Below are 23,205 nucleotides of genomic sequence, written 5' to 3'. Positions count from 1 at the left end.
CACTTATAGCGGTCATTCTGTCGACCCTCATGCACTAATGAAGGGATCAAAACCCGAAACCTTCCTGACATCTAACGCAGGGCAGGTTTCGGGCTTTCGCACCAAGGTGAGCGAGCGTTTGGGAAAGGGCAGCAAAGGTGAGCGAGCGTCGCCCCGGAACCGGGCCGCATCCATTCCGCGACCATCCGCGGGAGTTCTACGGCGTCGCGCCTCAGTCTGCCGGAACGAACTGTCCGTGCCCGGCGGCGACAAGGCCGGCGCGGAGCTTCGCGGCGTTGGTATCAAGCTGGGCAGGGTCCGGATGGTGGTCCACGGTGCCGAAATCAAAATCTGCCAGGGAGCTGGCAGGGAAGACGTGCACGTGGAAGTGCTCAACTTCGAAGCCCACCACGGAAAGGCCTGCCCGGGGTGCGCCGAACGCCTTCACCTGGGCCTGTCCGATTGTCTGCGCGACGGCCATGACCTTGTTGAGGAGCTCGGGGGCGACATCGGTCCAACGGTCCACCTCTTGGCGGGGCACCACGAGGGCGTGGCCGTCTGTAAGCGGGGCGATGGTCAGGAAGGCAACCACGTCGTCGTCTTTCCAGACGAAGCGTCCAGGGATCTCGCCGTTGATGATCTTGGTAAATAGGGTGCTCATACGTCTGCCTTTTCCGAAGGGGTCTGAAGGGTCTTGGTATCAAGGACGAATCGGTACTTCACGTCGCCGGCGACCATGCGATCGTAGGCCGCATTGAGTTGCCGCGCGGTGACCATTTCGATGTCGCTTACTACGCCGTGCTCCGCACAGAAATCCAGCATCTCTTGGGTCTCGGCGATACCGCCGATCAACGATCCCGCGTAGGCGAGCCGGCGTCGGATCAGGGCGCCGGGACTGACTGGGGGCATGTCCGTGGAGGGCAGTCCCAACTGGAAGAGGGCACCATCCAGGCGGAGGGTGCGGAAGTACGGGTTCAAGTCATGAGGCGCCGCGACGGTGTCAATAATAACGTCGATGGTGCGGTTGGCGCCCTCCATCGCTTCGGGGTCCTTCGAGAGGATCACCTGGTCCGCACCGAGCTCCGTCGCCGCCTCGATTTTGGCGTCCGACGTGGTGAAGACCACCACGTGCGCGCCCATCGCCTTGGCAATCTTGACGGCCATGTGACCTAGTCCGCCAAGTCCGACGACGCCCACCACGTCTCCTTCCTCGACGTCAAAGTAGCGCAGAGGCGAGTAGGTGGTGATGCCCGCGCAGAGCAACGGCGCCACCGCGGCCGGGTCCAGGCCCTCGGGCACGCGCAACACAAAACGGCGGTCGACCACCACCGAAGTCGAATAACCGCCTTGCGTGACGGCGTCGCCATTCCGGCCGTCCTTCACCCCGTAGGTGCCCACGTTTCCGCGTTCGCAATACTGTTCAAGGCCTTCGAGGCAGCTCCCGCATTCGCGGCAGGAGTCCACCAGGCAGCCGACGCCCACCAGGTCACCCGGCGCGAAGTCGTCGACGGCGGAACCCACCTTGCGGACCCGGCCCACGATTTCGTGGCCAGGGACCAAAGGATAGCTCTGGGCGCCCCATTCGCCCCGTGTCGCGTGGACATCGGAGTGGCACAGACCGCAGAAATCGATCTCGATCTCGACGTCGTCTTCCTTGGGTGCGCGGCGGGCAACTGTGAGGGGAACAAGTCCGCTGTCGGCAGAAGTGGCGCCGTAGGCGGCCGCGAGGGTTGGCGTGCCGTAGGCGGCCGCGAGGGTTGGCGAGGGGACGACGTCGGTTTCGTCAATCGGGAGGAGCGGCTTGCCAAGCGGCGGAGGAACGGGGCGTCCGGGTGTCATGTTTCGACGCTACCCCTGCGGGCTGAATTTTTGCCACTCAGCGCCGCCACGCCACCCCGGATTCACTGGGCAACCCGGCTTCACCGGGCAACCCGGCTTCACCGGGCAACACACGTTCACTGGGCGGGGGCGCCCAGTGGCTCGGCACCGACCACCACTCGGTTGGAGTCAAGCGAAGACCATTGCGAAAAGGACCCAGGGAACAACGCTGCCCTGAATCCAGCGATTTCGAGGGCTGCGATTTCATGGGCGGCCGTTACCCCGGAGCCGCAGTAGACCGCTACCTTGCTGCCCTCGTCGATGCCCAAGGCAGCAAATCTATTGCGGAGCTGCGCCACGTTAAGAAACGTGCCGTCCGGGCCGAGGTTTCCGCTTGTGGGGGCGCTGAGCGCGCCGGGAATGTGCCCGGCGCGAGGATCAATGGGTTCGATTTCGCCGCGGTACCTTTCTCCCGCGCGGGCGTCGAGAAGGATTCCACGGGTGTGCCAGTCCGCCGCCTCGTCCATGCTGATGGCGTCCATGTGGCCGTGTCCAAGCACGACGTCGCCCGGTACCGGCGGCTGCTCGTCTTGCGCCAACGGGTAGCCGGCCGCGCGCCAGGCGCCCAATCCGCCGTCGAGCAGGAAGACCGAAGGGAACCCGGCGTCACGGAGCAGCCACCACAACCGCGCAGCCGCGGTGCTGCCGCTGTCGTCGTAGGCCACCACGGTATCGCCGTCGTTGATGCCCCACGCGCGGGCGCTTCGCTGTAGGGCAGCGGTAGGCGGCAACGGGTGCCTACCCTGTCCCTCGGCTGACGGATCCGCGAGCTCGTTGTGCAGGTCCACGTAAACTGCCCCGGGGATATGGGCTTGGCGGAAGTGCGAATGGCCGTGCGGATCGCCCAACACCCAGCGGACATCGAGCAATACGGTCCGCTTGCCCGCGTCCATGCGGTCCTTGAGCGCGGCTACATCAATGAGGGTGGCCATCAAATCTCCTTCGTTTTGCTGCGACTACCAAACCGCTTCGAAGCTGCCGCCGTGCAGCTGCCGACCGGCTACCAGCCTATCCTTGGGCGGCAGCCTCCGCCGGTAGGCTGGATCGGTGAGCACTCTACACAATCAGGACCGGGCATGGGCCAGCGAGGCAATCCGCCGCATCGAAGCCGAGAACAACCGCTCTGCGGACACGCACCTGTATGCGGTGCCGCTCCCCGAACACTGGGGTGTCGAGCTCTACCTCAAGGACGAGTCCACGCACCGTTCGGGCAGCCTCAAGCATCGTTTGGCCCGGTCGCTCTTCCTCTACGGCCTGGTCAACGGCTGGATCACTGAAGGGACCACGATTGTGGAGGCTTCGAGCGGCAGCACGGCGGTCTCGGAGGCATACTTCGCCAGGCTGATCGGGCTTCCATTCATCGCCGTGATGACTCGAACCACCAGCCCGGAAAAGATCGCGCTCATCGAGGAGTTCGGTGGCGCCTGCCTGCTGGTGGACCATGCTTCCGAGGTCTATGCGGTGGCCGAGGACGTCGCCCGCACTTCCGGCGGTTACTACATGGACCAATTCACCTTCGCCGAGCGCGCCACCGACTGGCGGGGAAACAACAACATCGCCGAGTCGATCTTTGAGCAACTCGCCCTCGAAGAGCACCCCGTACCCGAGTGGATCGTGGTGGGCGCAGGCACGGGCGGCACCAGCGCAACCATCGGCCGCTACCTGAGGTACCACCGCCATTCCACCCGGCTGGCCGTTGTCGATCCCGAGAACTCAGCGTTCTATCCCGGTTGGCGCGACGGCGTGTCGGATTACTCCACGGGGATGCCGTCCCGCATCGAAGGCATTGGGCGCCCCCGCATGGAGCCCAGCTTCGTCCCGGCCGTCATCGACACCATGATCCAGGTTCCCGATGCCGCCTCTGTGGCGGCCATGCGGCAACTGCAGCGGCTTGCCGGGCTTCACGCCGGGCCATCCACGGGAACCAACCTTTGGGGCGTCTGCCAGTTGATCGCCGACATGGTGGCCCAAGGAAAGCGCGGGAGCATTGTCTCACTCATGTGCGACGCCGGCGATCGCTACGCAGGAAGCTATTACAACCCGGACTGGATCGCCGAGCGAGGCCTGGACCCAGCGCCTTATGAGGCCGTCCTGGCCGACTTCTTCGAGACAGGCAAGTGGCCAAGCAACATCTAGAAGGCGGACCGGACTAGACCTCCACTGACTCCCGCGGAGACAGCCTGGCATAGCTGGTGCCGTACTTCGCGCCGATCCGGGTCACGTGGGCTTCAACCAGGCCGCGTCCCAATTCGTTGAGCAGGGCATCGTGAACCGGGTAGGCCTTGGGCGCCCGAACGGCGATCACGAAGTCAACCACCTCCCCCACCTTTGACCACGGCGCGTGAATGGGAACCAAAAGCGTCTTGACGTCAATGCCATCAGGAACAACAAACGAGTCCCCAGGGTGGAAGACGTTTTCGTCCACGAGGTAGCCGATGTTCGCCACCACCGGAATCTGAGGATGGATGAGGGCATGCTGCCCTCCGAAGGTGCGTACCACGAAGCCGCCGGCTTCGAAGGAGGTGCCGGGTTCGACGGCGTGCACCCGGCCGCCGTCGTCGCCCGCTTTGGCAGCGAGCTGGGAAGCGACACCCGAAGGTGCGTGCACCTGCAGTCCGGGAATTCCTTTGAGGGCTTCGACGACTGCATCGGGGTCCACATGGTCCGCGTGCTCGTGGGTGATCAGCACCGCGTGTGCTCCGGCAAGGGCTTCCTCGGACTCGGAAAAAGTGCCGGGATCAATCACGAGGACCTGGCTGTCCTTTTGCAGGCGGACACAGGCATGGGTGAACTTGGTGAGCTTCATGCAGCCAGCCTAGGGGCGAGCCTCCGGCGGTGTCCACGAGGCGGTGCCGACGAGCCGGTGTCCAAGCGTGCTTGGCTGGTAACCTTGGTGTTTGCGAACATCCACACCGAAATGAGTCCACGAATGTCACACGGCGCCAATGCCGCCACGTCCAGGCCCGCGGCCCAACCGCTGCCGGCGGCGAAGGATCCCGCCGTCAAGGAGCAGCGCGTCACCAAGCAGCGCCTGGCCGTTAGCGCAGCCTTGGACGAACTGGACGATTTCGTGAGTACCCAGGAGCTGTACCGGCTGCTCCAAAACCAAGGCGTCTCCGTGTCCTTGGCCACGGCATACCGCATTCTGCAGTCCCTTGCCGACGACGGCCTCATCGATGTCCTTCGCAATGCCGACGGCGAAGCCGTGTACCGCCGCTGCGCCGTGACCGGTCACCACCATCACTTGCTGTGCCGCAATTGCGGCAAGGCCGTCGAGGTGGAAGCACCCGCCGTCGAGACGTGGGCGGCCCGGGTGGCAGCCGAGAACGGCTACACCGAAGTAGCGCACACCGTGGAGATCTTCGGACTCTGCCCCGAGTGCACGGCCAAGAAGGCTGCCGGCCGGCTCTAGCCAGCTACCGTCTGGTCTTCCACTGCCTGGCCCATGGCAGCGTGGGGACGGACTACCCGGCCGTTGATTCCCCGCTTGGCGCGTACGTTGCCGATGATCCGGCACACTACATAGATCAGGAACGACAATGTGGTGACATACGGGCTGATGGGGATCCTGCTGCCGAGCGCCAGGAGGATGCCCCCCACCGTGGCCGTGATGGCAAAGAGGACGCTCAACAGGACCACAAGCCGTGGCGAAGTGGTCACCCGCAGGGCAGCTGCCGCGGGAGTGATCAGCAGGGCGAGCACCAGCAATGCGCCAACGATCTGGATGGACAAGGCAACGCTGACGCCGAGCAACACCATGAAGGCAATCGCCAATCCACGGACAGGCACTCCCCTTGCTTCCGCCATCTCGGGATCAACGCTGGCAAAACTGAGCGGGCGCCACATTGCGGCCAGCGCGATCATGACCACCACGGCGGTGCCTGCCAGAACCTGGAGCTGCACTGTGTCCACCGAGACGATTTGGCCGGTCAGGAGTCCGAACTTGTTGGCGGCCCTGCCTTGGTAAAGGGCAAGGAACAAGATGCCAAGGCCCAGCCCGAAGGGCATGATGACGCCAATGATCGAGTTCTTGTCCCGGGCCCGGACGCCCATGAGTCCCAGCAGCAGTGCGGCCGCAACTGAACCTGCCAGGGAGCCAAGAATGATGTCGGTTCCTATGAGCAATGCGAATGAGGCACCGGCGAAGGACAATTCCGAAATGCCGTGCACGGCGAAAGCAAGGTCCCGTTTCATGACAAAGGTGCCCACGAGCCCGCCGAGCAGGCCCAGGACCGCACCGGCCCAGATGGAATTCTGTACCAACGCCAGCAGTTCACCGTAGTTTTCAAAGTTGAAGATGGTGTGCAGGATGCTGCCAAAGTCCATTTAGTGGCCCTCCTCCACGCCGGCGTGCGCGTCATCATGGTAGTGAGTGGTGGCGTCCGGAAGCCCGACGACGACGATCCGGCCGTTCGCGCGGATCACTTCCACATGGCTGTTGTACAGGTCCGAGAGGACCTCGGTGGTCATGACCTCTTGGGGTGTTCCCACCCGGAACCTGCCGCCCGCGAGGTAAAGGACCCGGTCTACGTAGTCAATGACCGGGTTGATCTCGTGGGTCACGAACACCACGGCACTGTTCCGCTCGTGGCATTGCCTGTTAATGAGGGCGCTGACGGCCTGTTGGTGGTGCAAATCCAGGGAGAGCAGCGGTTCGTCACAGAGCAGGAGTTCGGGCTCCGTGGCCAACGCCTGCGCAACACGGAGCCTCTGCTGCTCCCCTCCGGACAATTGGCCAACTGGAACGCGAGCGTAGTCGCTTGCACCTACCAGTTCCAGGAGACCGTCGACCCGGTCATTGACGGCTTTGGCGTTCACCCGCAGTCCCCAACGGTGGCCATCGACGCCGAGGGCAACCAAGTCCCGGGCGCGCAGGGGCGTGTCTGGCGCAAAGGACTTCTGCTGCGGGACATAGCCGATCTGTCGGCTGCCCCGCTCCACGGGGTGTCCTCCCACGGCCACCGTCCCGAAGTGGAGTTGCTGCAAGCCCAGGAGGACTTTGAGGAAACTGGTCTTGCCGCTGCCGTTGGGACCAAGCACAGCGAAGAACTCACCCGCCCTGATGTCCACATCGAGGTCCTTCCAGAGGGCCCGCTGGCCAAACTGGAGTCCCGCGCCGCGAAGGCTCACTACCGGTGTCAAAAAGAATCCTCGATCCATGGGGTTCGCGAAGCTGGGCTGCACTTTGAACACAAAAGGCCCCACAGCCGCCCTGTACATCTTAGGACGATTGCGGGGCCCGCCAGCTTCCTATCTTGCCTAAGCTGGCTACTTGTTCAGGGCAGCGGCGATGTTGGCCACGTTGTCCGACATCCAGGCGATGTAGCCCTTGCCTTCCGGAAGCGTCTCCGTGAAACCGACAACAGGAACCCCGGCCGTGGTTGCGGCGGCCTTCAGCTTCTCCGTCTCGGCGCCCGCGGTCTGTTCGTTGTATGCCAAGAACCGCACCGACTTCGACGTGATCAGATCGCTTGTTTCCTTGACCGCCGCAGGGGGAACGTCCGAGCCGGCCTCGATCGCGTGGCTGAATTCCTCGGGGGTCTTGTTTTCCAGGCCGGCAGCTTCAAGCAAGTAGCCCGGGACCGGCTCGGTGATGGCTACTGGAGCGGAGCTCTTGGAAGCCTTGATCTCGGCGACCTTGGCGCTGAGCCCGCTCAGGGACGACTTGAACTTTTCAGCATTGGCGGTGAAAGTCTTGGCATCCGCGGAGTTCAGGCTTCCAAGCTTCGCCGCAACGGCGTCGGCCACTTTGCCCATGGCATCGAAGTTGTACCAGACATGCTCGTTGAACCCTTCCGGCACCTTGGAGGCAGCGCCCGACGTCGGCGCGGGAAGGAGACCGGACGCGTTGACGGCGGTGATGACCTTGTCAGCGGGTACTTTGCTGTCATCGCTCAGCTTGCTGAAGAAGTCGTCGTACCCCGCCCCATTGTCGATCACCAGCCGGGCTTTGGAGATGGCCAGCTTGTCCTGGGTGCTTGCCTCGTAGGAGTGCGGATCCTGGCTGGTCTTGCTGATGATGGAAGTCACTGACACCTTCTCGCCACCAACGCTTTTGACGATGTCGCCATAAACGCTGGTGGAGGCGACCACATCGATCACCCCGGACGACGACGACGGCGCAGTCGCGGCGGGTGCCGCGCATGCGGCAAGCAGGACGGCAACTGCCGCGCACGCGGAAGGCAGTGTGGCAAGGGAAAGACGGGCGGCAGTGCGACGCACGGGAAACCTCGGATCTACTCAAATGAGAATCAAGCACAATAGTTGGCTCAATGAGTGTATCCATAAATGGGAATGATTCCTATTTAGGATTCACGACGGTTCTTTCCTACCCACAGGGGCCGGCAAGAGGCTATGTTGACGTAGGTCCGCCCAAGCGCCGGATCCCCGTGGCCTGGGTGGCATCCCGGATCTCGCCAACCAACTGTTCGATAACGTCTTCCAGGAACAACACGCCCAATGTCGCGCCACCCGCCCCGACAACCCGGCCAAGGTGCGAACCGGTTCGCTGCATCACGGACATGGCATCTTCAATCTCATCCTCGGGCGCGAGGTTCACGAGGGACCGGATCCGGCTTTCCGCAATCGGATAGCGGCGTCCCTCTTCGGGAATGGAAAGCACATCCTTGACGTGAAGATAGCCGGTCAGCTCGCCGTCGTCGTCCAACACCGGGAAACGCGAGAAACCTGTGCGGCTGACGGCTTTCTCCAGTTGGCGCGGTGTGGACCCGGGCTTGAGCATCACAAGCTTGTCGAGCGGCACCATGATGTGCGCCGCGGTGTGCTCGGAAAACTCAAGCGCTCCGCTCAGCAGGCCGGCGTCGTCGTCCACCAGTCCGTGGCGGGTCGATTCCTGGACGATCGACTGCACCTCTTCAAGAGTGAAGGAGGAGGTCACCTCGTCCTTCGGCTCGATCTTCATCAGGCGCAGAATACGGTTGGCCGACCAGTTCAGCGTCCAAATAACGGGCTTCACGAAACGGGCGACGTGCACCAACGGAGGCGCCAACAGCAATGCGGCCTTGTCCGCCACGGACACCGAGATGTTCTTGGGGACCATCTCGCCGAAGGTCACATGAAGGAACGTGACTGCCAGCAACGCAACCGCAAAAGCGATGATGCCTGCCAATTCAACAGGGACGCCCACGGATTCCAGCGGTGCCCCCAGCAAATGGTGGATGGCGGGCTCGGCCACAAGGAGGATCAGCAACGAACACACCGTAATGCCAAGTTGGGCGCACGCCAGCATCAACGAGACGTGTTCCATCGCGTACAGGGTGGTCTGCGCGCGCTTGGAGCCGTTCCGGGCCAAAGGCTCGATCTGGCTGCGGCGCGCCGACATCACAGCGAACTCGGCGCCGACAAAGAAGGCATTGCCAATCAACAGGACCACGAGCCACAGGATTCCTGCCCAGTCGCTCATGCTGCACGTCCTTTGCGGGTATTTTTGCCTACGGGGTTGCTTACGGCATTGCCCGCCGCACTGCCCGTGCCCCTGTTTACGCGCTTGCTGGCCTGCTTCTTGCTTTGCCAACCAGTCGAATCACGTTCTGTGGCATCTCTGTCTTCCGGGCCATCGTCATCGGGTTCGGGCGCCGCGGGGCGGAAGCAGATCCGGTCGATCCGGCGGCCGTCCATTCGCGTGACGGCAAGAGTGCCGCCGCCGGCCTCGACAACGTCACCGACGATGGCAATCCGTCCCAGTTGGCTCATGACGTAGCCGCCTACGGTCTCGTACGCGGGGTCGTCAGGGACTGTCAGGCCCAGGATCTGTTCGCTGACCTCGTCCGGGCGCAGAAGCCCGGGGAAGTACCAGTCGCCCGAGGCGCTTTGCAGCAATCCAGGCCGGACTTTGTCGTGCTCATCAGCCACTTCGCCGACGATTTCCTCCACCAGGTCCTCGAGCGTCGCGATTCCTGCGGTTCCGCCGTACTCATCAAGCACGACGGCGAGTTGCAGGTTGCCCTCGCGGAGCTCCAAGAGCAGGGAGTCAAGGTGGATGGTTTCGGGAACGCTCAGGACCTCGGACATGATGGCGCCAGCTTCGACCCTGCTCCTGCGTTCAGACGGGACGGACACCGCCTTCTTGATGTGTACCACGCCCCGGATGTCGTCGGCGGACTCACCGATGACAGGAAAGCGCGAATATCCGGTGCGCCGCGCGGCCTCGATGATGTCCGACACCGGTTGATCGGCGTCAATGGTTTCCATGCGGATGCGCGGCGTCATGACATCGGCCGCGGTGCGGGCTGAAAAGTTCAGCGTGCGTGCAACGAAGTTGGCCGTTCCTGCGTCGAGGGTTCCCAGCTCCGCCGAACGACGCACCAACGAGGCCAGTTCAGACGGCGAGCGGGCGCCGGAGATCTCCTCCTTGGCTTCAAGTCCAACGAGGTTGAGCATCTTGTTGGAGAAGCCGTTGAGCACCACGATCGCGGGCTTGAACACGGCCGTAAACATCAGCTGCGGGCGGGCTAGGGCCCGGCCCAGCGGAAATGCCAAGGCGATGGCCATGTTCTTGGGGACAAGCTCACCGATCAGCATCGACAAGACGGTAGCGAACGTCATGGCCAGGATGAGGGACAAAGACTGCGCGGCAGCTTCAGGCAACCCGGCCCAGAGCAGCGGTCCGTGCAACAGAGAGCCAACGGAAGGCTCCATGACGAACCCGGTCAGCAAGGTAGTGAGGGTGATCCCCAATTGGCAGCTTGAAAGCTGGGTAGAGAGGGATTTCAGGCATTTCAGCAACGCCACGGCCGCGTGGTCGCCGCCGTCGACCGCTCTTTGGACGGTCGCCTGGTCGAGTGCCACGAGCGAGAACTCCACCGCGACAAAGAAGCCCGTGCCCAGTATCAGGAGCACACCGGCAAGAAGGAAAAGCCACTCCATTACCGGCCACCGCCGGCCGGTGCGGACGTGTGGAGCAGCCGTCCGGGAAGACTAGGGGCAGATTGACCCGGCGGGGGTTGGTCGGACGCAGCGGAAGAACGATCCGCTGCCCTGCCGGCCTGGAGCTCCGGACCGCGATGGGCATGTGTACGGGTGTTGCCGGCTCGACGGGTGCGCTGCGCGGAGATTGCCGAACGGCTTCCCCTGCAGCTCCCAGGCCGGCACCTAGAATTACTGTCCATAAGAATCCCAGTCTACAGTCCGGTCACCAAGCGAATTCACCGGCCATGACAGGGTCCGCGCCGCGATGGTCCACGGGAAGAACCCACGAAAAAACGGTCCTGCCAGGGCGCTTCAGCCGACGCACATCAGGATTGACATGATTTAGGTCACCACTATTGGCAGATAGCCGCCGCTCGTCACTAGACTGGCAAGGGTCTGAGTTCGCGGGACCCGGACCCTGGCTCGCCTTTGCACCCCTGCAGTTCCCCGGGCCAGCTGGAAATCAACACTCATGGAAGAGGCGTATTTCAAGTGCCAGAGCAGCCAAGCCACCGTCTACCCGAGGAATTTGGCGGAAACGAGTGGCTCGTTGACGAACTGTACGAGCGGTACCAGCAGGACAAGAATTCGGTCGACGCCAAGTGGTGGCCGCTTTTCGAATCCTTCGATACCGCTGACGGCACTTCTTCCAACGGAACATCCGCAGCCCCTGCGAACCCCCCCACTCGTGAAATTCCTGTCGTGGCACAGGCCGCAGCAACGGCAATGACGCCGATTGCGCCCGTGGTTGCCCCGGCAGCCGCTCCTGCCACCGCCACGCCTGCGCCAGCTGCTCCTGCCGTTGCTGCGCCGGCCAAGAAGGCTCCGGCCACTGTCGCCAAGGACGGCGCGCAGAAGCCGTCCGACGGCAGCCAGGCCCAACCGATCCCGGCACAGCTTCCCAAGAGCACCAAGGCCCCTACCCCGCCTGAAGAGGACGTCGTCTCCGTCCTCCGAGGTCCGGCCAAGGCCATCGCTTCGAACATGGTCTTGAGCCTCGAAGTTCCCACCGCCACGAGCGTCAGGGCCGTTCCGGCCAAGCTGCTGATCGACAACCGCGTTGTCATCAATTCCAACCTTGCCCGGGCCCGCGGCGGCAAGGTCTCCTTCACCCACCTCATTGGCTACGCTGTGGTCCGCGCCCTGTCCCAGTTCCCGTCGATGAACGTGTACTACGACGAAATTGACGGCAAGCCCGTTGCCGTGCAGCCCGCGCATGTCAACTTCGGCATCGCCATTGACATGCCCAAGCCCGACGGCACCCGCCTCCTGATGGTCCCCAACATCAAGAAGGCCGAGACCATGAACTTCGCGGAGTTCTGGCACACCTACGAAGACCTGATCAAGCGCGCCCGCAATGGCAAGCTCACGGCGGACGACCACGCCGGCACGACCGTCTCCCTGACAAACCCAGGCGGCATCGGCACCGTGCACTCCGTGCCCCGGCTCTCCAAGGGCCAAGCCGCCATCATCGGCGTCGGAGCCCTCGACTACCCGGCTGAATGGCAGGGCGCCAGCGAGAAGATCATCGCCCAGAACGCCATCAGCAAGATCCTCACGCTGACGTCCACCTACGACCACCGGGTCATCCAAGGCGCCGGCAGCGGTGAATTCCTCAAGCTCGTCCACCAGCTACTCCTCGGTGCGCAGGACTTCTACGACGAGATCTTCGAAGCCCTTCGCATTCCCTACGAGCCCGTCCGCTGGAGCCCCGACCTCCAGGTGGATCCCGCTGACGAGATCAATAAGGTCGCGCGCATCCAGCAGCTGATCCACTCATACCGGGTCCGCGGCCACCTCATGGCAGACACGAACCCGCTTGAGTACGTCCAGCGCAAGCACCCTGACCTCGACGTCCTGACCTATGGCCTCACGCTCTGGGACCTGGACCGCGAATGGCCCACCGGTGGTTTCGGCGGGAAGCCGATGCTCAAGTTCCGCGACATCCTCGGTGTCCTCCGCGATGCCTACTGCCGCACCACAGGCATCGAATACATGCACATCCAAGAGCCCGCGGAACGCAAGTGGTTCCAGGACCAGCTGGAGCACCCGTACTCCAAGCCGAGCCGCGAAGAGCAGTTGCGCATCGTCTCCAAGCTCAATGCGGCCGAAGCCTTCGAAACCTTCCTGCAGACCAAGTTCGTAGGCCAGAAGCGCTTCTCGCTTGAAGGTGGCGAATCTCTGATTCCGCTGCTGGACACGATCATTTCCGACGCGGCCGACGACGGCCTCGATGAGGTTGCGATCGGCATGGCCCACCGCGGCCGCCTCAACGTGCTTACCAACATCGCGGGCAAGACCTACGCCCAGGTGTTCCGTGAATTCGAAGGCACCCAGGACCCCCGATCGGTGCAGGGCTCAGGCGACGTCAAGTACCACCTTGGCACCGAGGGCACGTTCACTTCGGACAACGGCAACGAGACCAAGGTCTACCTTGCGGCAAACCCTTCCCACCTTGAAGCGGTCGACTCTGTGCTTGAAGGCATCGTCCGCGCCAAGCAGGACCGGCTGGACCAGGGCGAGGCGTTCCCCGTGCTGCCCATCATGGTTCACGGCGACGCTGCATTTGCCGGTCAGGGCGTTGTCGCGGAGACGCTCAACCTGTCCCAGTTGCGTGGCTACCGTACCGGTGGAACCATCCACATCATCGTGAACAACCAGGTCGGCTTCACCACCGCTCCGTCGTCATCGCGTTCATCCACGTACTCCACCGATGTGGCCAAGATGATCCAGGCCCCGGTCTTCCACGTCAACGGGGACGACCCCGAGGCCGTGGTGCGCATCGCGCAGTTGGCTTACGAATTCCGGCAGCGCTTCCACAAGGACGTCATTGTCGACATGGTGTGCTACCGCCGCCGTGGACACAACGAGGGCGACGACCCCTCGATGACGCAGCCGCTCATGTACAACCTGATCGAAGCCAAGCGTTCCGTCCGCAAGCTGTACACCGAGTCCCTCATTGGCCGTGGCGACATCACCGAGGACGAAGCCGAGCAGTTGCTGCGCGACTACCAGGAACGCCTGGAGCGCGTCTTCGCTGAGACCCACGCTGCCCAGACTTCGCCGATCCCGATTATCACGGCGGACTCCGCCGCGGTCTCCGACATCGAGCGTCCGATCGCCCAGCAGGCGGACTTCGGCACCAACGCGCCCGCCACCACCGCCATTTCAGCCGAAATGCTCCAGCGGATCGGCCAGGCGCATCTAGACGTTCCGGAGGACTTCACGGTCCACTCCAAGCTCAAACAGCTTCTGGAGAAGCGTGAGCAGATGTCCCGTGAAGGCGGCATCGACTGGGGTTTTGGCGAGATTGCAGCCTTTGGTTCGCTCGTCATGGAGGGCGTCCCCGTCCGCCTGGCCGGCCAGGACTCCCGCCGTGGCACGTTCGTGCAACGCCACGCAGTCTTCCACGACCGCGCCAACGGAGGCGAATGGATGCCCTTGGGCAACCTGAGCGACAAGCAGGCCAAGCTGTGGATCTATGACTCCCTGCTGTCCGAATACGCAGCCATGGGCTTCGAATACGGCTACTCGGTGGAGCGCCCGGATGCCTTGGTCTTGTGGGAAGCCCAGTTCGGTGACTTCGTCAACGGCGCACAGACCATCATCGACGAATTCATCTCCTCTGCAGAGCAGAAGTGGGGCCAGCGATCCTCGCTTGTGCTCATGCTGCCGCACGGCTACGAAGGCCAGGGACCGGACCACTCGTCCGCCCGCATCGAACGCTTCCTGCAGCTTTGCGCTGAAGACAACATGATCGTGGCCAACCCCACCACGGCCGCCTCGCATTTCCACTTGCTGCGGCGCCAGGCCTACAGCCGGCCGCGCAAGCCGCTCATCATCTTCACTCCGAAGCAGCTGTTGCGCCTCAAGGCAGCCGCCTCGGCGGTGGAAGATTTCACCACGGGCGGCTTCAAGCCGGTCATCGGCGAGCACGAGCCCCTCGAGGCACAGGGCGTGGACCGCGTGATCCTGGTTTCCGGACGCCTCTACTACGATCTTCTGTCGAACCGCCAGAAGATCGGCGACACCTCGACGGCGATTATCCGCTTGGAGCAGCTCTACCCGTTGCCCCAGGCTCAAATCGAAGCTGAGCTGGCCAAGTACCCGAACGCCGACATCGTCTGGGCACAGGACGAACCCGCCAACCAAGGCCCGTGGCCGTTCATTGGCTTGAACCTGCCGCAGGCACTGGATCGCAAGGTCCGCCTCGTTTCGCGTCCGGCGTCCGCCTCCACGGCTGCTGGCTCCATGAAGCGTCACACCGCCGAGCAGGCCACCTTGCTCAAGCAGGCATTCGAACGCAAGTAAACCCTCATAAAAGAAGGCTGCCCGGCTGGAGGTTCAATACCCGCTTCCAGCCGGGCGGTTCTGTTTAATGGAACAAGTGCCCGGCAATCCTGCCGCCCGGCCGGGCACAGTGCAAGGACCGCAACGTTTGGTGAAGAGGTAACTGTGGAAGACAGGAAGCTGCGTATCGCAGCTGTTGGTGATGAACTGCTCGCCGGGCTCGGTGACCCTAGGGCTTTGGGTTGGCTCGGAAGGGTCCTTGCACGCACTCCCCAGGACGCCGTCCTCGTGGAGAGCTACTCTCTCCCCTGCCCCATGGAGGGCACGGAAGGCCTTGCGGGTCGGTGGCTCGACGAGGCCGGACGACGTTTCAGCAATGTCCACGAGAACCGCCTCGTGATCGGCTTGTCCGGCCGCGACGTCGAATTCGGTGTCTCAACTGCCCGGAGCCGCCTCAATCTGGCCAATATCCTGGACGGCGCATCCCAAAGCAACATCGAAGTTTTCGTCGTCGGTCCGCCTCCTACCCTGGACCCTGCCAAGAATCGCAGGATCGCGGAGCTCAACGCCGCTTTTGCCGATGTCACCACCCGCCGCAACCACCAATATGTGGACACTTTCTCGCCGTTGCTCAACCACGAACAATGGCGCACTGACCTCGCCGCGAATGGTGGCACCCCGGGCCAGGCGGGCTACGGGCTCATGGCGTGGCTCGTGTTGCACCGTGGCTGGTTCCAGTGGCTGAGGATCGCACAGCCGGAATAGCAGGCGCCTCCTCTCCAGCAAGAACCCATTGCCAACCCGCCGTTCGCGATATATCGTAAAATCCATAGACGCGATATATCGCAACAGGCGCGTCGCAACAATGGAGGGGTCATGACAGAGGAAAACTGGACCGTTACCGGCCCGCGGACAATCGACGTCGACGGCGTCCGCTCACTCAAGCTGGGGATCGTCAAGGGTCGCTTTGATGTCGTCACCCACGATGAGCCGATCGCGAGGATCGAAGTCTCGGAAATCGACGGCGATCCCCTGAGTGTCGCCCTCATTGATGGCCGGCTCGAGGTCCGGCACCAGTTGCACGGCCCGCAGGGCTGGTTCCGCAACCTCATGGGGACAGTCAACAACACCAGTACCAACACCATCGTGATCAGCATCGCCTTGCCTGCCGGCGTCGACGTCGAGGCGGGAACCGTGAGCGGTGACGGCATGGTGTCGGGCGTCAACGGACATATCCGCCTCAACACCGTGTCCGGATCCGTCCTTGCGGACCGGACTCACGGCGATCTTCACGTCAATACCGTCAGCGGTGAGGTCATCGCCCGGAACCACGATGGCGTCATGACTGCCAAGAGCGTGTCCGGCGAAGTCACGGCTTCCGGCCGCTTCAAGAACATCCGGGCCAACACGGTCAGCGGCGAGCTCAGTTTCGACCTTCACGGCTACACCCAGGATTTCGGAGCCAATTCCGTTTCAGGCGATCTCACTATCCGCCTGCCCCACGATGTGGGGGTGGACATTGTTGCCAAGTCGGCAAGTGGCACGGTAACGATCGATGATCGCCACTACGCCCAGCCAGGAAGCAAGGTCGTCCAGACTATTGTTGGGCCCGACCAGCAACTCATGGTGGTGCGCACCAATTCGATCTCGGGCAAGACCTCCATCATCCATGGCAGCGCGCCAGCACCCGGAACAACGCACTCAGTCCCCGGAGAAGGGGAAGCCTGATGCCGCCCGTCTTTGCCCACGGGGCCCTGAGGCTCTATCTGCTGGCACTCCTCGAAGAGGGCCCCAAGCACGGCTACGAGCTCATCAAGGCCCTCGGCGAACGTTTTGGCGGGACCTACTCCCCCAGTGCCGGAACCATCTACCCGCGCCTTGGCAAACTCGAGGAGGAAGGACTCGTAGCCACGAGCAGCGACGGGCGCCGTACCAATTACTCCATCACAGTTGCCGGGTTGGCGGAACTCAACAGTCGCCGGCAGGAACTGGCCGACGTCGAAGACAACATCTCTGCCTCCGTGCGGCGGCTGGCCGATAGCCTCCGTGAAGACATCCGCAGCAACATGCGTGGCTTGCGGGCGGACTTGGCCGCGACCGCCGAGGCCGCACGCGCCAACGCCAAGACCGCGGAATTCCGGTCGTGGGCCGGAAGTTACTCTCCTGAGGGGCACCGCATCCTCAAGGAGGCCGAGCTGTTGGTCCAATCTTTCCGTGACGACATCCGGATCGAACTGCGCCAGCATGCCGGCTCCAAGGCCCTGACGCCGGTCGCCCTTGAAACTGTGCGAACCGTCCTAGACCAGGCGAGGATCTCCATACGGAATTCCCTACGGGGCTGAGTCCGCGCGGTTCGCGGGGCGGCCCCCGGATGTGGGAGACTGGAGGGCAGCTTTATTGAGTATCAAGAATCTAAGGAGGCCAGCTATGAGCAAGCGTGCACGTAAGCGTCGTGACCGTAAGCGCGGCGGCGCAAACCACGGCAAGCGTCCCAACACCTAAGCCAGCGGCTTAGCGTAAGACTTAATGCGGAGGGCCCCGGAAACCATCAGGTTCCGGGGCCCTTGCCGTTCCAGCCTCTTAGACGTCCACCGACTTCATCGAGTGGATCCTGTCCAGGATCGAGTTCTTGAGGTTCTCGGGCGCCGCCTCCGTGCAGGAGCGCTTGACCACGGTGCGGATGACGCACTCAAGGTCATACTGCTCAGTGCACTCCGGGCAGTCTTCCAGATGCACTTTGATCTCTACGATGTCTTCACGGGTCAACGCACCATCGAGGTACTCGTAGATACGCTGCATCCGAGCATCGTCGCAGTCGCCCAATCCTTGGCAGCTCATTTCCTTTTCTCCTGTTTTTTGCTTGCGGCCGTGCCCACGGCCAGGGCCTTTTCTTCCGCGCCGGCGCTGATTCCCCGTTCTGCGGCGTAATCCGCCAGCAGATCGCGCAACATTTTCCTGCCGCGATGAAGCCGGGACATGACCGTCCCGATCGGGGTATTCATAATGTCTGATATTTCCTTGTAGGCGAAGCCTTCGACGTCAGCGAAGTACACCGCGAGCCGGAATTCCTCCGGAATGGACTGCAGGGCGCTCTTCACGTCCGAGTCCGGCAAATGATCCAGTGCCTCCGCTTCCGCGGAGCGCAGTCCGGTGGACGTGTGGGACTCCGCCCGCGCCAGCTGCCAGTCTTCGATGGTGTCCGAATTCGACTGCAGCGGTTCTCGCTGCCTCTTCCGGTAGAGGTTGATGTACGTGTTGGTCAGGATGCGGTACAGCCACGCCTTAAGATTGGTCCCCGGCTTGTACTGGTGGAACGCCGAGAAGGCCTTGGTATAGGCCTCCTGGACCAGATCCTCGGCGTCCGATGGATTTCTGGCCATGCGCATGGCAGCCGAATAGAGTTGGTCGACATATTGCATGGCGTCGCGTTCGAAGCGCGCCCTCCGTTGTTCAGGTGTCTCGGACGCGAAGTCCACTGCGAACTCGACGTGGGCCTCAACAGTTGGATCGCCGTCGGACGTTGCGTCCGCGACTTCCGTCGCTGCTTTGTACATGGCCGCTGCGGCCGGATCCATGGTGCTCATTGCATCCAAGTCTACTGTCACCCTCCGGGAGTCCACTGGCAGCTCGCGACCGAGCGCCAAGTGTTCCTCGCGGTCCTTAACCAAGGCCAAAAAACCATCTCCGCTCAACGACGTGACACAGGCGCAACCCAACACACACGCCAAAACCCGAGGTCCAGCCCATACCGCACCCTCTTTTCACAACCGCAGGCTCCGGGCAAATATTCCACAAAGATGCAAGACTAGATCCGACTGCACCCCGTGAACACTGCACCACTCGAACGCAGCACCACCTGACCACTGTGGCAAGCCATCCAGGAGGCAAAAACATGTCCCTCGTCCGTTTTCTCGCCAGGCCAATGTTGGCTTCCAGCTTTGTTGTCGCAGGGCTGGACAAGCTCAAGAACGCGGATGACACTGCCAAGCAGCTTTCCCCGCTGCTCCGCCGTGCCTCGGAGTCGCTGCCCTTCCCGACGGACGAAAAAATGCTGGCGCGCGTCATCGGCGGCACGCAGGTAGGCGCGGGCGCCTTGCTCGCCCTCGGCAAGTGCTCCCGGTTCTCGGCCACGCTTCTGGCTGGCATCTCGGTCCTGAACACTTTTGTTGAATGGCGTTCAGCCGACATCAGCACCAAGGAAGGGCGGCTCGCCCGCCGCGCCCAGTTGCTCAAGAACATTTCGCTGACCGGCGGCGTGCTGCTCGCTGCCGTGGACACCGCAGGTAAACCCAGCCTCGCGTGGCGCGCCGAGCACCTCGCAATGGACGCCAAGCAGGCCACCGATAAGCAGCTCAAAAAGACAGACCGTGCCGTTCGCAGGGCCGTAGACACCGCAGTTGGAGCATAAGGAAGCATGCCAGGAACCCCCGCCACGCAAACAGACGAATCAGGCAGCACCACCGCCTCCGCACTCCCCCTGTGGCCAGCGCCTTTCGCCGACCACCCCGTGGATGCCACGGTTACTGTTCCTGGTTCCAAGTCGTTGACCAACCGCTACCTCGTTCTGGCGGCATTGGCCGATGGCCCGTCCCGCTTGCGCACACCCCTGCACTCGCGGGACTCCGCCCTGATGGTCGAAGCCCTGCGCCAGCTTGGCGCCACCGTTACCGAAGTCCCCGGCGACGGACAGTACGGGCCGGACCTGGAAATCACCCCAATGGACGCGGCTGCAGCCGCCCCTGAGTCCGCCATCGACTGCGGCCTTGCTGGCACGGTCATGCGCTTTGTGCCGCCCCTTGCTGCCCTCCGCAACGGTGTTTCGGTGTTCGACGGCGATCCGCACGCTCGCAAACGTCCCATGGGCACCATCATCGAAGCCCTCCGAACGCTCGGAGTAGAAGTCAGCGCCGTGGACGGGCAGAACGCCGCTTCCTTGCCGTTCAGAGTTTCCGGTACCGGTTCCGTACGCGGTGGCCACCTCGTGATCGATGCGAGCGCCTCTTCGCAGTTCGTCTCCGCCTTGCTGCTGGTGGGTGCCCGTTTCGAAGAAGGCCTGCACCTGGAACATGTGGGCAAGCCCGTGCCGAGCCTGGACCACATCAACATGACAGTTTCGGTCCTGCGCGGCGTCGGGGTACAGGTGGATGACTCCGTGCCGAACCATTGGCGCGTGGCCCACGGCACCATCCGTGCCTTCGACGAGAGAATCGAGCAGGATCTCTCCAACGCTGGTCCGTTCCTCGCGGCGGCACTCGCCACCAAGGGAACCATCCGCATACCCAATTGGCCGGCCAACACCACGCAGGTCGGCGACCTTTGGCGGGACATTCTTGCCACCATGGGTGCCACTGTCACGCTGGACAACGGCACGCTGACAGTAACGGGCGGCTCCGAAATCCTGGGTGCCGACTTCGACGAAACCAGCGAACTCGCCCCCACGGTCGCGGCACTGTGCGCTTTGGCCTCGGGCCCTTCCCGGCTCACTGGCATCGCGCATTTGCGCGGCCACGAAACGGACAGACTTGCTGCGCTGGTTGCCGAAATCAACCGGCTTGGCGGCGACGCCGAGGAAACCAGCGATGGCTTGGTGATCCGGCCAGCAAAGCTGCACGCCGGAGTCGTGCACAGTTACGCCGATCACCGCATGGCGACCGCGGGCGCAATCCTTGGGCTCGCCGTCGAGGGCATCCGGGTTGAAGACATCGCGACCACTTCCAAGACCATGCCCGAATTTCCGCACATCTGGGCATCGATGCTCAGTGCCGGCCAAGCGGCCGCGGACGCCGGCTCAACGGAGACAAGCAACTAACGATGGCTCGCGACGCACGTTCCTGGGATGAGTCCGATGTCCGGATCCGACCCAACAAGAAGGGCACACGCCCCCGTACGAAGGACCGCCCCAGCCACGACGACGCCGTGATCGGGCGCATCATTACAGTCGACCGCGGCCGCTACACGGCGGTGGTGGGCGAAGGCTCGGGCAACGAGCGTGTCGTCATTGCTGCCCGAGCCCGGGAACTTCGGCGCTCCCCCGTGGTTCCTGGAGACTTCGTCGCACTCGTGGGCGATGTGTCCGGAGCCCCGGATACCCTCGCCCGCCTCGTGCGCGTCGAGGAGCGAAAGACCCTCCTGCGGCGAAGTGCCGACGACACGGATCCCATCGAACGGGCCGTGGTGGCCAATGCCGACCAGCTGGTGGTGGTTGTTGCGGCCGCCAACCCGGAGCCGCGCACCGGATTCATCGACCGCGCCTTGGTAGCAGCGTACGACGCCGGGATCGAGCCACTGCTGCTCGTCACCAAAGCGGATGTCAAGGATCCGACGGAACTGCTCGCCAACTATGTGAGCCTTGGCTTCCCCATCATCATCAGCCGGACCGCCGACGCAGGCGCTTCGGGCATCGATGCCCGTTCCGACGACGGCTTGTCCGCCCGGCTAGATGGCGACGCCGTCGGCCAATTGCGGGACTACCTCGACGGCAAGGTCACAGTCCTCTTGGGCCACTCCGGCGTCGGGAAGTCCACCATGGTGAATGCACTTACCGGAGCCGAGCGCGCCACCGGCGGGGTCAACGCAGTGACGGGTCGCGGACGGCATACTTCGTCCTCTGCCCTTGCACTGAAGCTCAACGACGCCCCCGGCGGCAGCTGGATCATCGATACGCCCGGCATCCGTTCCTTCGGCCTGGCCCACGTGAACCCGGATCGCATCCTGCACGCCTTCCCGGATCTTGAACCTGGAACCGAAGCGTGCGAGCGGGGCTGCAAGCACGATGCCACCGCGGTCCGTTGCGGTCTGGATTCTTGGGTCGCTGATGGCCATGCCGGCGAGGCCGGGCCCGCCCGCTTGGCGTCGCTGCGCCGGCTCCTCGGCGCGGACCCGCGCATGGAAGCCCAAGAGGCCAAGGAATTGGGCACTGTCAATTAACAGCACGGTCAATTAACAGCACCGTCAACTGACTGCGCGCCGCTTGCCGTCCTACCTCCCCGGTTCACGGGCGAATAGACGGTAGTTTGGAACCATGACCCAACCCGATTCGAGCTACAACGACGACCTTCGGCTGGCCCATGTCCTGGCCGACTCCGTCGATTCCCTGACAATGGAGCGGTTCAAGGCACTGGACCTCCAGGTGGAGACTAAACCCGACCTGAGCCCGGTGACCGATGCCGACAAGGCTGCCGAGGAAGCAATCCGCGGACAGCTCTCCCGTTCCCGCCCCCGCGACGCCGTTCTCGGGGAAGAATTCGGCAGCACCGGCCACGGCTCGAGGCGTTGGATCATCGACCCCATCGACGGGACCAAGAACTTCGTGCGTGGCGTACCCGTCTGGGCAACGCTGATCGCCCTCGTGGACGAGGGCGAAGTAGTGGTGGGACTTGTCAGTGCTCCGGCTCTCGGCAAGCGCTGGTGGGCTGCCAAGGGCTCGGGCGCCTACATGGGCCGGTCACTTGCCGCTGCCACCCGGCTGAAAGTATCCAATGTGTCACGGCTTGAGGATGCCTCGCTTTCCTACTCCGAACTTTCCGAGTGGAAGCAGCACGGTTCCCTCGACAACTTCCTCGGACTGGAGAATGATGTCTGGCGCAGCCGCGCCTACGGCGATTTCTGGTCCTACTGCCTCGTGGCGGAGGGCGCCGTGGACATCGCCGCCGAGCCGGAACTCCAGCTTTACGACATGGCGGCCCTGGTGCCGATCGTGACCGAGGCCGGCGGACGCTTCACGTCCCTCGAAGGCGCGGACGGCCCCTTCGGCGGTAATGCCGTAGCCACCAACTCGATCCTGCACTCCGAGGTCCTCAAACGACTCAACCCCGAGCTCGACGACCTGCTCTGAACCCCCTGCTCACTGAATAATCGACGGCGGACGTCCCATTTTCGGGGCGTCCGCCACTTTTTCTTCGGCAGAAGGCACAATTTCCGGCCACCGTAATAATCCGCTTAACAATCGGAGTCACATTGGAACCCGCCTTGCCGGTGTCCTAGTCTCTTTACAGGTCACGAGTGCCAGCGCGAAACCCCGGTTTGCTGGCCGGCAACCCTCCATCGCGGCGGGGTGCCCCGGGTGACGACCCGGCCGGTCCGGAACGGATGCGGCAAGCGCGGATCCCCTGCACGCAGGGGTCCCTCTTG

22 protein-coding genes and 1 riboswitch are annotated in these 23,205 nt (G+C 63.3%); of the genes, 11 read left to right on the top strand and 11 right to left on the bottom strand.

Going from position 1 to position 23,205, the window contains the following annotated elements; all coding sequences use genetic code 11:
* Positions 1 to 211: 211 nt before the first annotated feature.
* From HNP00_RS06310 to HNP00_RS06300, 3 genes are all read right to left on the bottom strand, one after another.
* On the bottom strand, positions 212 to 640 hold the full coding sequence (locus tag HNP00_RS06310; protein WP_184737086.1) for an HIT family protein: 429 nt from the start codon (positions 638 to 640) through the stop codon (positions 212 to 214).
* Entirely contained in the window at positions 637 to 1,818 is a 1,182-nt protein-coding gene (locus tag HNP00_RS06305; protein ID WP_184737084.1) for an NAD(P)-dependent alcohol dehydrogenase, read from the bottom strand. The genes HNP00_RS06310 and HNP00_RS06305 overlap by 4 nt, the downstream gene beginning before the upstream one ends.
* Before the next feature lie 116 nt (positions 1,819 to 1,934).
* Entirely contained in the window at positions 1,935 to 2,789 is an 855-nt protein-coding gene (locus HNP00_RS06300) for a sulfurtransferase (protein ID WP_184737082.1), read from the bottom strand.
* Between the two features lie 115 nt (positions 2,790 to 2,904).
* On the opposite strand from HNP00_RS06300, the gene HNP00_RS06295 reads away from it, so the two are divergent.
* The gene (locus HNP00_RS06295; protein ID WP_184737080.1) at positions 2,905 to 3,993 is read left to right on the top strand and encodes a PLP-dependent cysteine synthase family protein; all 1,089 of its coding nucleotides are present in this window, start codon (positions 2,905 to 2,907) and stop codon (positions 3,991 to 3,993) included.
* A 13-nt stretch (positions 3,994 to 4,006) separates the two neighbouring features.
* Here HNP00_RS06295 and HNP00_RS06290 read toward each other — a convergent pair whose 3' ends face one another.
* Complete coding sequence (locus tag HNP00_RS06290) at positions 4,007 to 4,663, bottom strand: MBL fold metallo-hydrolase (protein WP_184737078.1); 657 nt, start codon at positions 4,661 to 4,663, stop codon at positions 4,007 to 4,009.
* 123 nt (positions 4,664 to 4,786) lie between these two features.
* Between HNP00_RS06290 and HNP00_RS06285 the strand changes: the two genes are divergently transcribed.
* Positions 4,787 to 5,269: a Fur family transcriptional regulator gene (locus HNP00_RS06285; RefSeq protein ID WP_260404802.1), complete on the top strand. Its 483-nt coding sequence runs from the start codon at positions 4,787 to 4,789 to the stop codon at positions 5,267 to 5,269.
* Here the strand turns inward: HNP00_RS06285 and HNP00_RS06280 are convergent.
* The 5 genes from HNP00_RS06280 to HNP00_RS06260 all read right to left on the bottom strand — a co-directional run bounded on the left by HNP00_RS06280 (position 5,266) and on the right by HNP00_RS06260 (position 10,743).
* Positions 5,266 to 6,183: a metal ABC transporter permease gene (locus HNP00_RS06280; RefSeq protein WP_184737076.1), complete on the bottom strand. Its 918-nt coding sequence runs from the start codon at positions 6,181 to 6,183 to the stop codon at positions 5,266 to 5,268. The genes HNP00_RS06285 and HNP00_RS06280 overlap by 4 nt on opposite strands.
* On the bottom strand, positions 6,184 to 7,017 hold the full coding sequence (locus HNP00_RS06275; protein ID WP_184737074.1) for a metal ABC transporter ATP-binding protein: 834 nt from the start codon (positions 7,015 to 7,017) through the stop codon (positions 6,184 to 6,186).
* 108 nt (positions 7,018 to 7,125) lie between these two features.
* A complete protein-coding gene (locus tag HNP00_RS06270; RefSeq protein ID WP_184737072.1) occupies positions 7,126 to 8,079 on the bottom strand; it encodes a metal ABC transporter solute-binding protein, Zn/Mn family in 954 nt (317 codons plus the stop codon).
* Positions 8,080 to 8,209: 130 nt separating this feature from the next.
* Positions 8,210 to 9,280, bottom strand: coding sequence for a hemolysin family protein (locus HNP00_RS06265; protein ID WP_184737070.1), 1,071 nt, complete (start codon positions 9,278 to 9,280; stop codon positions 8,210 to 8,212).
* Positions 9,277 to 10,743, bottom strand: a complete 1,467-nt coding sequence (locus HNP00_RS06260) for a hemolysin family protein (RefSeq protein WP_184737069.1) — start codon at positions 10,741 to 10,743, stop codon at positions 9,277 to 9,279. Before HNP00_RS06260 ends, HNP00_RS06265 begins: the two co-directional genes overlap by 4 nt.
* Before the next feature lie 534 nt (positions 10,744 to 11,277).
* Between HNP00_RS06260 and HNP00_RS06255 the strand changes: the two genes are divergently transcribed.
* From HNP00_RS06255 to HNP00_RS23745, 5 genes are all read left to right on the top strand, one after another.
* Positions 11,278 to 15,096, top strand: coding sequence for a multifunctional oxoglutarate decarboxylase/oxoglutarate dehydrogenase thiamine pyrophosphate-binding subunit/dihydrolipoyllysine-residue succinyltransferase subunit (locus tag HNP00_RS06255; RefSeq protein ID WP_184737066.1), 3,819 nt, complete (start codon positions 11,278 to 11,280; stop codon positions 15,094 to 15,096).
* 144 nt (positions 15,097 to 15,240) lie between these two features.
* The gene (locus HNP00_RS06250) at positions 15,241 to 15,840 is read left to right on the top strand and encodes a GDSL-type esterase/lipase family protein (RefSeq protein WP_184737064.1); all 600 of its coding nucleotides are present in this window, start codon (positions 15,241 to 15,243) and stop codon (positions 15,838 to 15,840) included.
* Between the two features lie 111 nt (positions 15,841 to 15,951).
* Entirely contained in the window at positions 15,952 to 16,803 is an 852-nt protein-coding gene (locus HNP00_RS06245) for a DUF4097 family beta strand repeat-containing protein (RefSeq protein WP_184737062.1), read from the top strand.
* Positions 16,803 to 17,417: a PadR family transcriptional regulator gene (locus tag HNP00_RS06240; protein ID WP_184737060.1), complete on the top strand. Its 615-nt coding sequence runs from the start codon at positions 16,803 to 16,805 to the stop codon at positions 17,415 to 17,417. Before HNP00_RS06245 ends, HNP00_RS06240 begins: the two co-directional genes overlap by 1 nt.
* An 85-nt stretch (positions 17,418 to 17,502) precedes the next feature.
* Entirely contained in the window at positions 17,503 to 17,577 is a 75-nt protein-coding gene (locus HNP00_RS23745; RefSeq protein ID WP_369299106.1) for a 50S ribosomal protein bL37, read from the top strand.
* Between the two features lie 78 nt (positions 17,578 to 17,655).
* Here HNP00_RS23745 and rsrA read toward each other — a convergent pair whose 3' ends face one another.
* A complete protein-coding gene (rsrA, locus tag HNP00_RS06235; RefSeq protein WP_184737058.1) occupies positions 17,656 to 17,913 on the bottom strand; it encodes a mycothiol system anti-sigma-R factor in 258 nt (85 codons plus the stop codon).
* Complete coding sequence (locus HNP00_RS06230) at positions 17,910 to 18,749, bottom strand: sigma-70 family RNA polymerase sigma factor (protein WP_395893789.1); 840 nt, start codon at positions 18,747 to 18,749, stop codon at positions 17,910 to 17,912. The genes rsrA and HNP00_RS06230 overlap by 4 nt, the downstream gene beginning before the upstream one ends.
* A 218-nt stretch (positions 18,750 to 18,967) precedes the next feature.
* On the opposite strand from HNP00_RS06230, the gene HNP00_RS06225 reads away from it, so the two are divergent.
* From HNP00_RS06225 to hisN, 4 genes are all read left to right on the top strand, one after another.
* Entirely contained in the window at positions 18,968 to 19,483 is a 516-nt protein-coding gene (locus tag HNP00_RS06225; protein WP_184737054.1) for a DoxX family protein, read from the top strand.
* 6 nt (positions 19,484 to 19,489) lie between these two features.
* Positions 19,490 to 20,884, top strand: a complete 1,395-nt coding sequence (gene aroA, locus HNP00_RS06220; RefSeq protein WP_184737052.1) for a 3-phosphoshikimate 1-carboxyvinyltransferase — start codon at positions 19,490 to 19,492, stop codon at positions 20,882 to 20,884.
* Between the two features lie 2 nt (positions 20,885 to 20,886).
* The gene (gene rsgA / locus HNP00_RS06215; protein WP_184737050.1) at positions 20,887 to 22,002 is read left to right on the top strand and encodes a ribosome small subunit-dependent GTPase A; all 1,116 of its coding nucleotides are present in this window, start codon (positions 20,887 to 20,889) and stop codon (positions 22,000 to 22,002) included.
* Positions 22,003 to 22,096: 94 nt separating this feature from the next.
* Positions 22,097 to 22,909: a histidinol-phosphatase gene (gene hisN, locus HNP00_RS06210; protein WP_184737047.1), complete on the top strand. Its 813-nt coding sequence runs from the start codon at positions 22,097 to 22,099 to the stop codon at positions 22,907 to 22,909.
* Positions 22,910 to 23,068: 159 nt separating this feature from the next.
* Positions 23,069 to 23,181, top strand: a riboswitch (SAM riboswitch).
* The last annotated feature ends 24 nt before the right edge of the window (positions 23,182 to 23,205 follow it).

This window comes from Arthrobacter sp. AZCC_0090 (genome assembly GCF_014207375.1).
Lineage (GTDB): Bacteria > Actinomycetota > Actinomycetes > Actinomycetales > Micrococcaceae > Arthrobacter.
Note: the sequence above shows the minus strand (reverse complement) of the source record. Positions and strands in the feature narration are given on the sequence as shown.

Bases quoted from the DNA above. Each gene is read 5' to 3' on its own strand.
- HNP00_RS06310 (WP_184737086.1), bottom strand. From the start codon at position 640: ATGAGCACCCTATTTACCAAGATCATCAACGGCGAGATCCCTGGACGC.
- HNP00_RS06305 (WP_184737084.1), bottom strand. From the start codon at position 1,818: ATGACACCCGGACGCCCCGTTCCTCCGCCGCTTGGCAAGCCGCTCCTC.
- HNP00_RS06300 (WP_184737082.1), bottom strand. From the start codon at position 2,789: ATGGCCACCCTCATTGATGTAGCCGCGCTCAAGGACCGCATGGACGCG.
- HNP00_RS06290 (WP_184737078.1), bottom strand. From the start codon at position 4,663: ATGAAGCTCACCAAGTTCACCCATGCCTGTGTCCGCCTGCAAAAGGAC.
- HNP00_RS06285 (WP_260404802.1), top strand. From the start codon at position 4,787: ATGTCACACGGCGCCAATGCCGCCACGTCCAGGCCCGCGGCCCAACCG.
- HNP00_RS06280 (WP_184737076.1), bottom strand. From the start codon at position 6,183: ATGGACTTTGGCAGCATCCTGCACACCATCTTCAACTTTGAAAACTAC.
- HNP00_RS06275 (WP_184737074.1), bottom strand. From the start codon at position 7,017: ATGGATCGAGGATTCTTTTTGACACCGGTAGTGAGCCTTCGCGGCGCG.
- HNP00_RS06265 (WP_184737070.1), bottom strand. From the start codon at position 9,280: ATGAGCGACTGGGCAGGAATCCTGTGGCTCGTGGTCCTGTTGATTGGC.
- HNP00_RS06260 (WP_184737069.1), bottom strand. From the start codon at position 10,743: ATGGAGTGGCTTTTCCTTCTTGCCGGTGTGCTCCTGATACTGGGCACG.
- HNP00_RS06245 (WP_184737062.1), top strand. From the start codon at position 15,952: ATGACAGAGGAAAACTGGACCGTTACCGGCCCGCGGACAATCGACGTC.
- HNP00_RS06240 (WP_184737060.1), top strand. From the start codon at position 16,803: ATGCCGCCCGTCTTTGCCCACGGGGCCCTGAGGCTCTATCTGCTGGCA.
- rsrA (WP_184737058.1), bottom strand. From the start codon at position 17,913: ATGAGCTGCCAAGGATTGGGCGACTGCGACGATGCTCGGATGCAGCGT.
- HNP00_RS06225 (WP_184737054.1), top strand. From the start codon at position 18,968: ATGTCCCTCGTCCGTTTTCTCGCCAGGCCAATGTTGGCTTCCAGCTTT.
- aroA (WP_184737052.1), top strand. From the start codon at position 19,490: ATGCCAGGAACCCCCGCCACGCAAACAGACGAATCAGGCAGCACCACC.
- rsgA (WP_184737050.1), top strand. From the start codon at position 20,887: ATGGCTCGCGACGCACGTTCCTGGGATGAGTCCGATGTCCGGATCCGA.
- hisN (WP_184737047.1), top strand. From the start codon at position 22,097: ATGACCCAACCCGATTCGAGCTACAACGACGACCTTCGGCTGGCCCAT.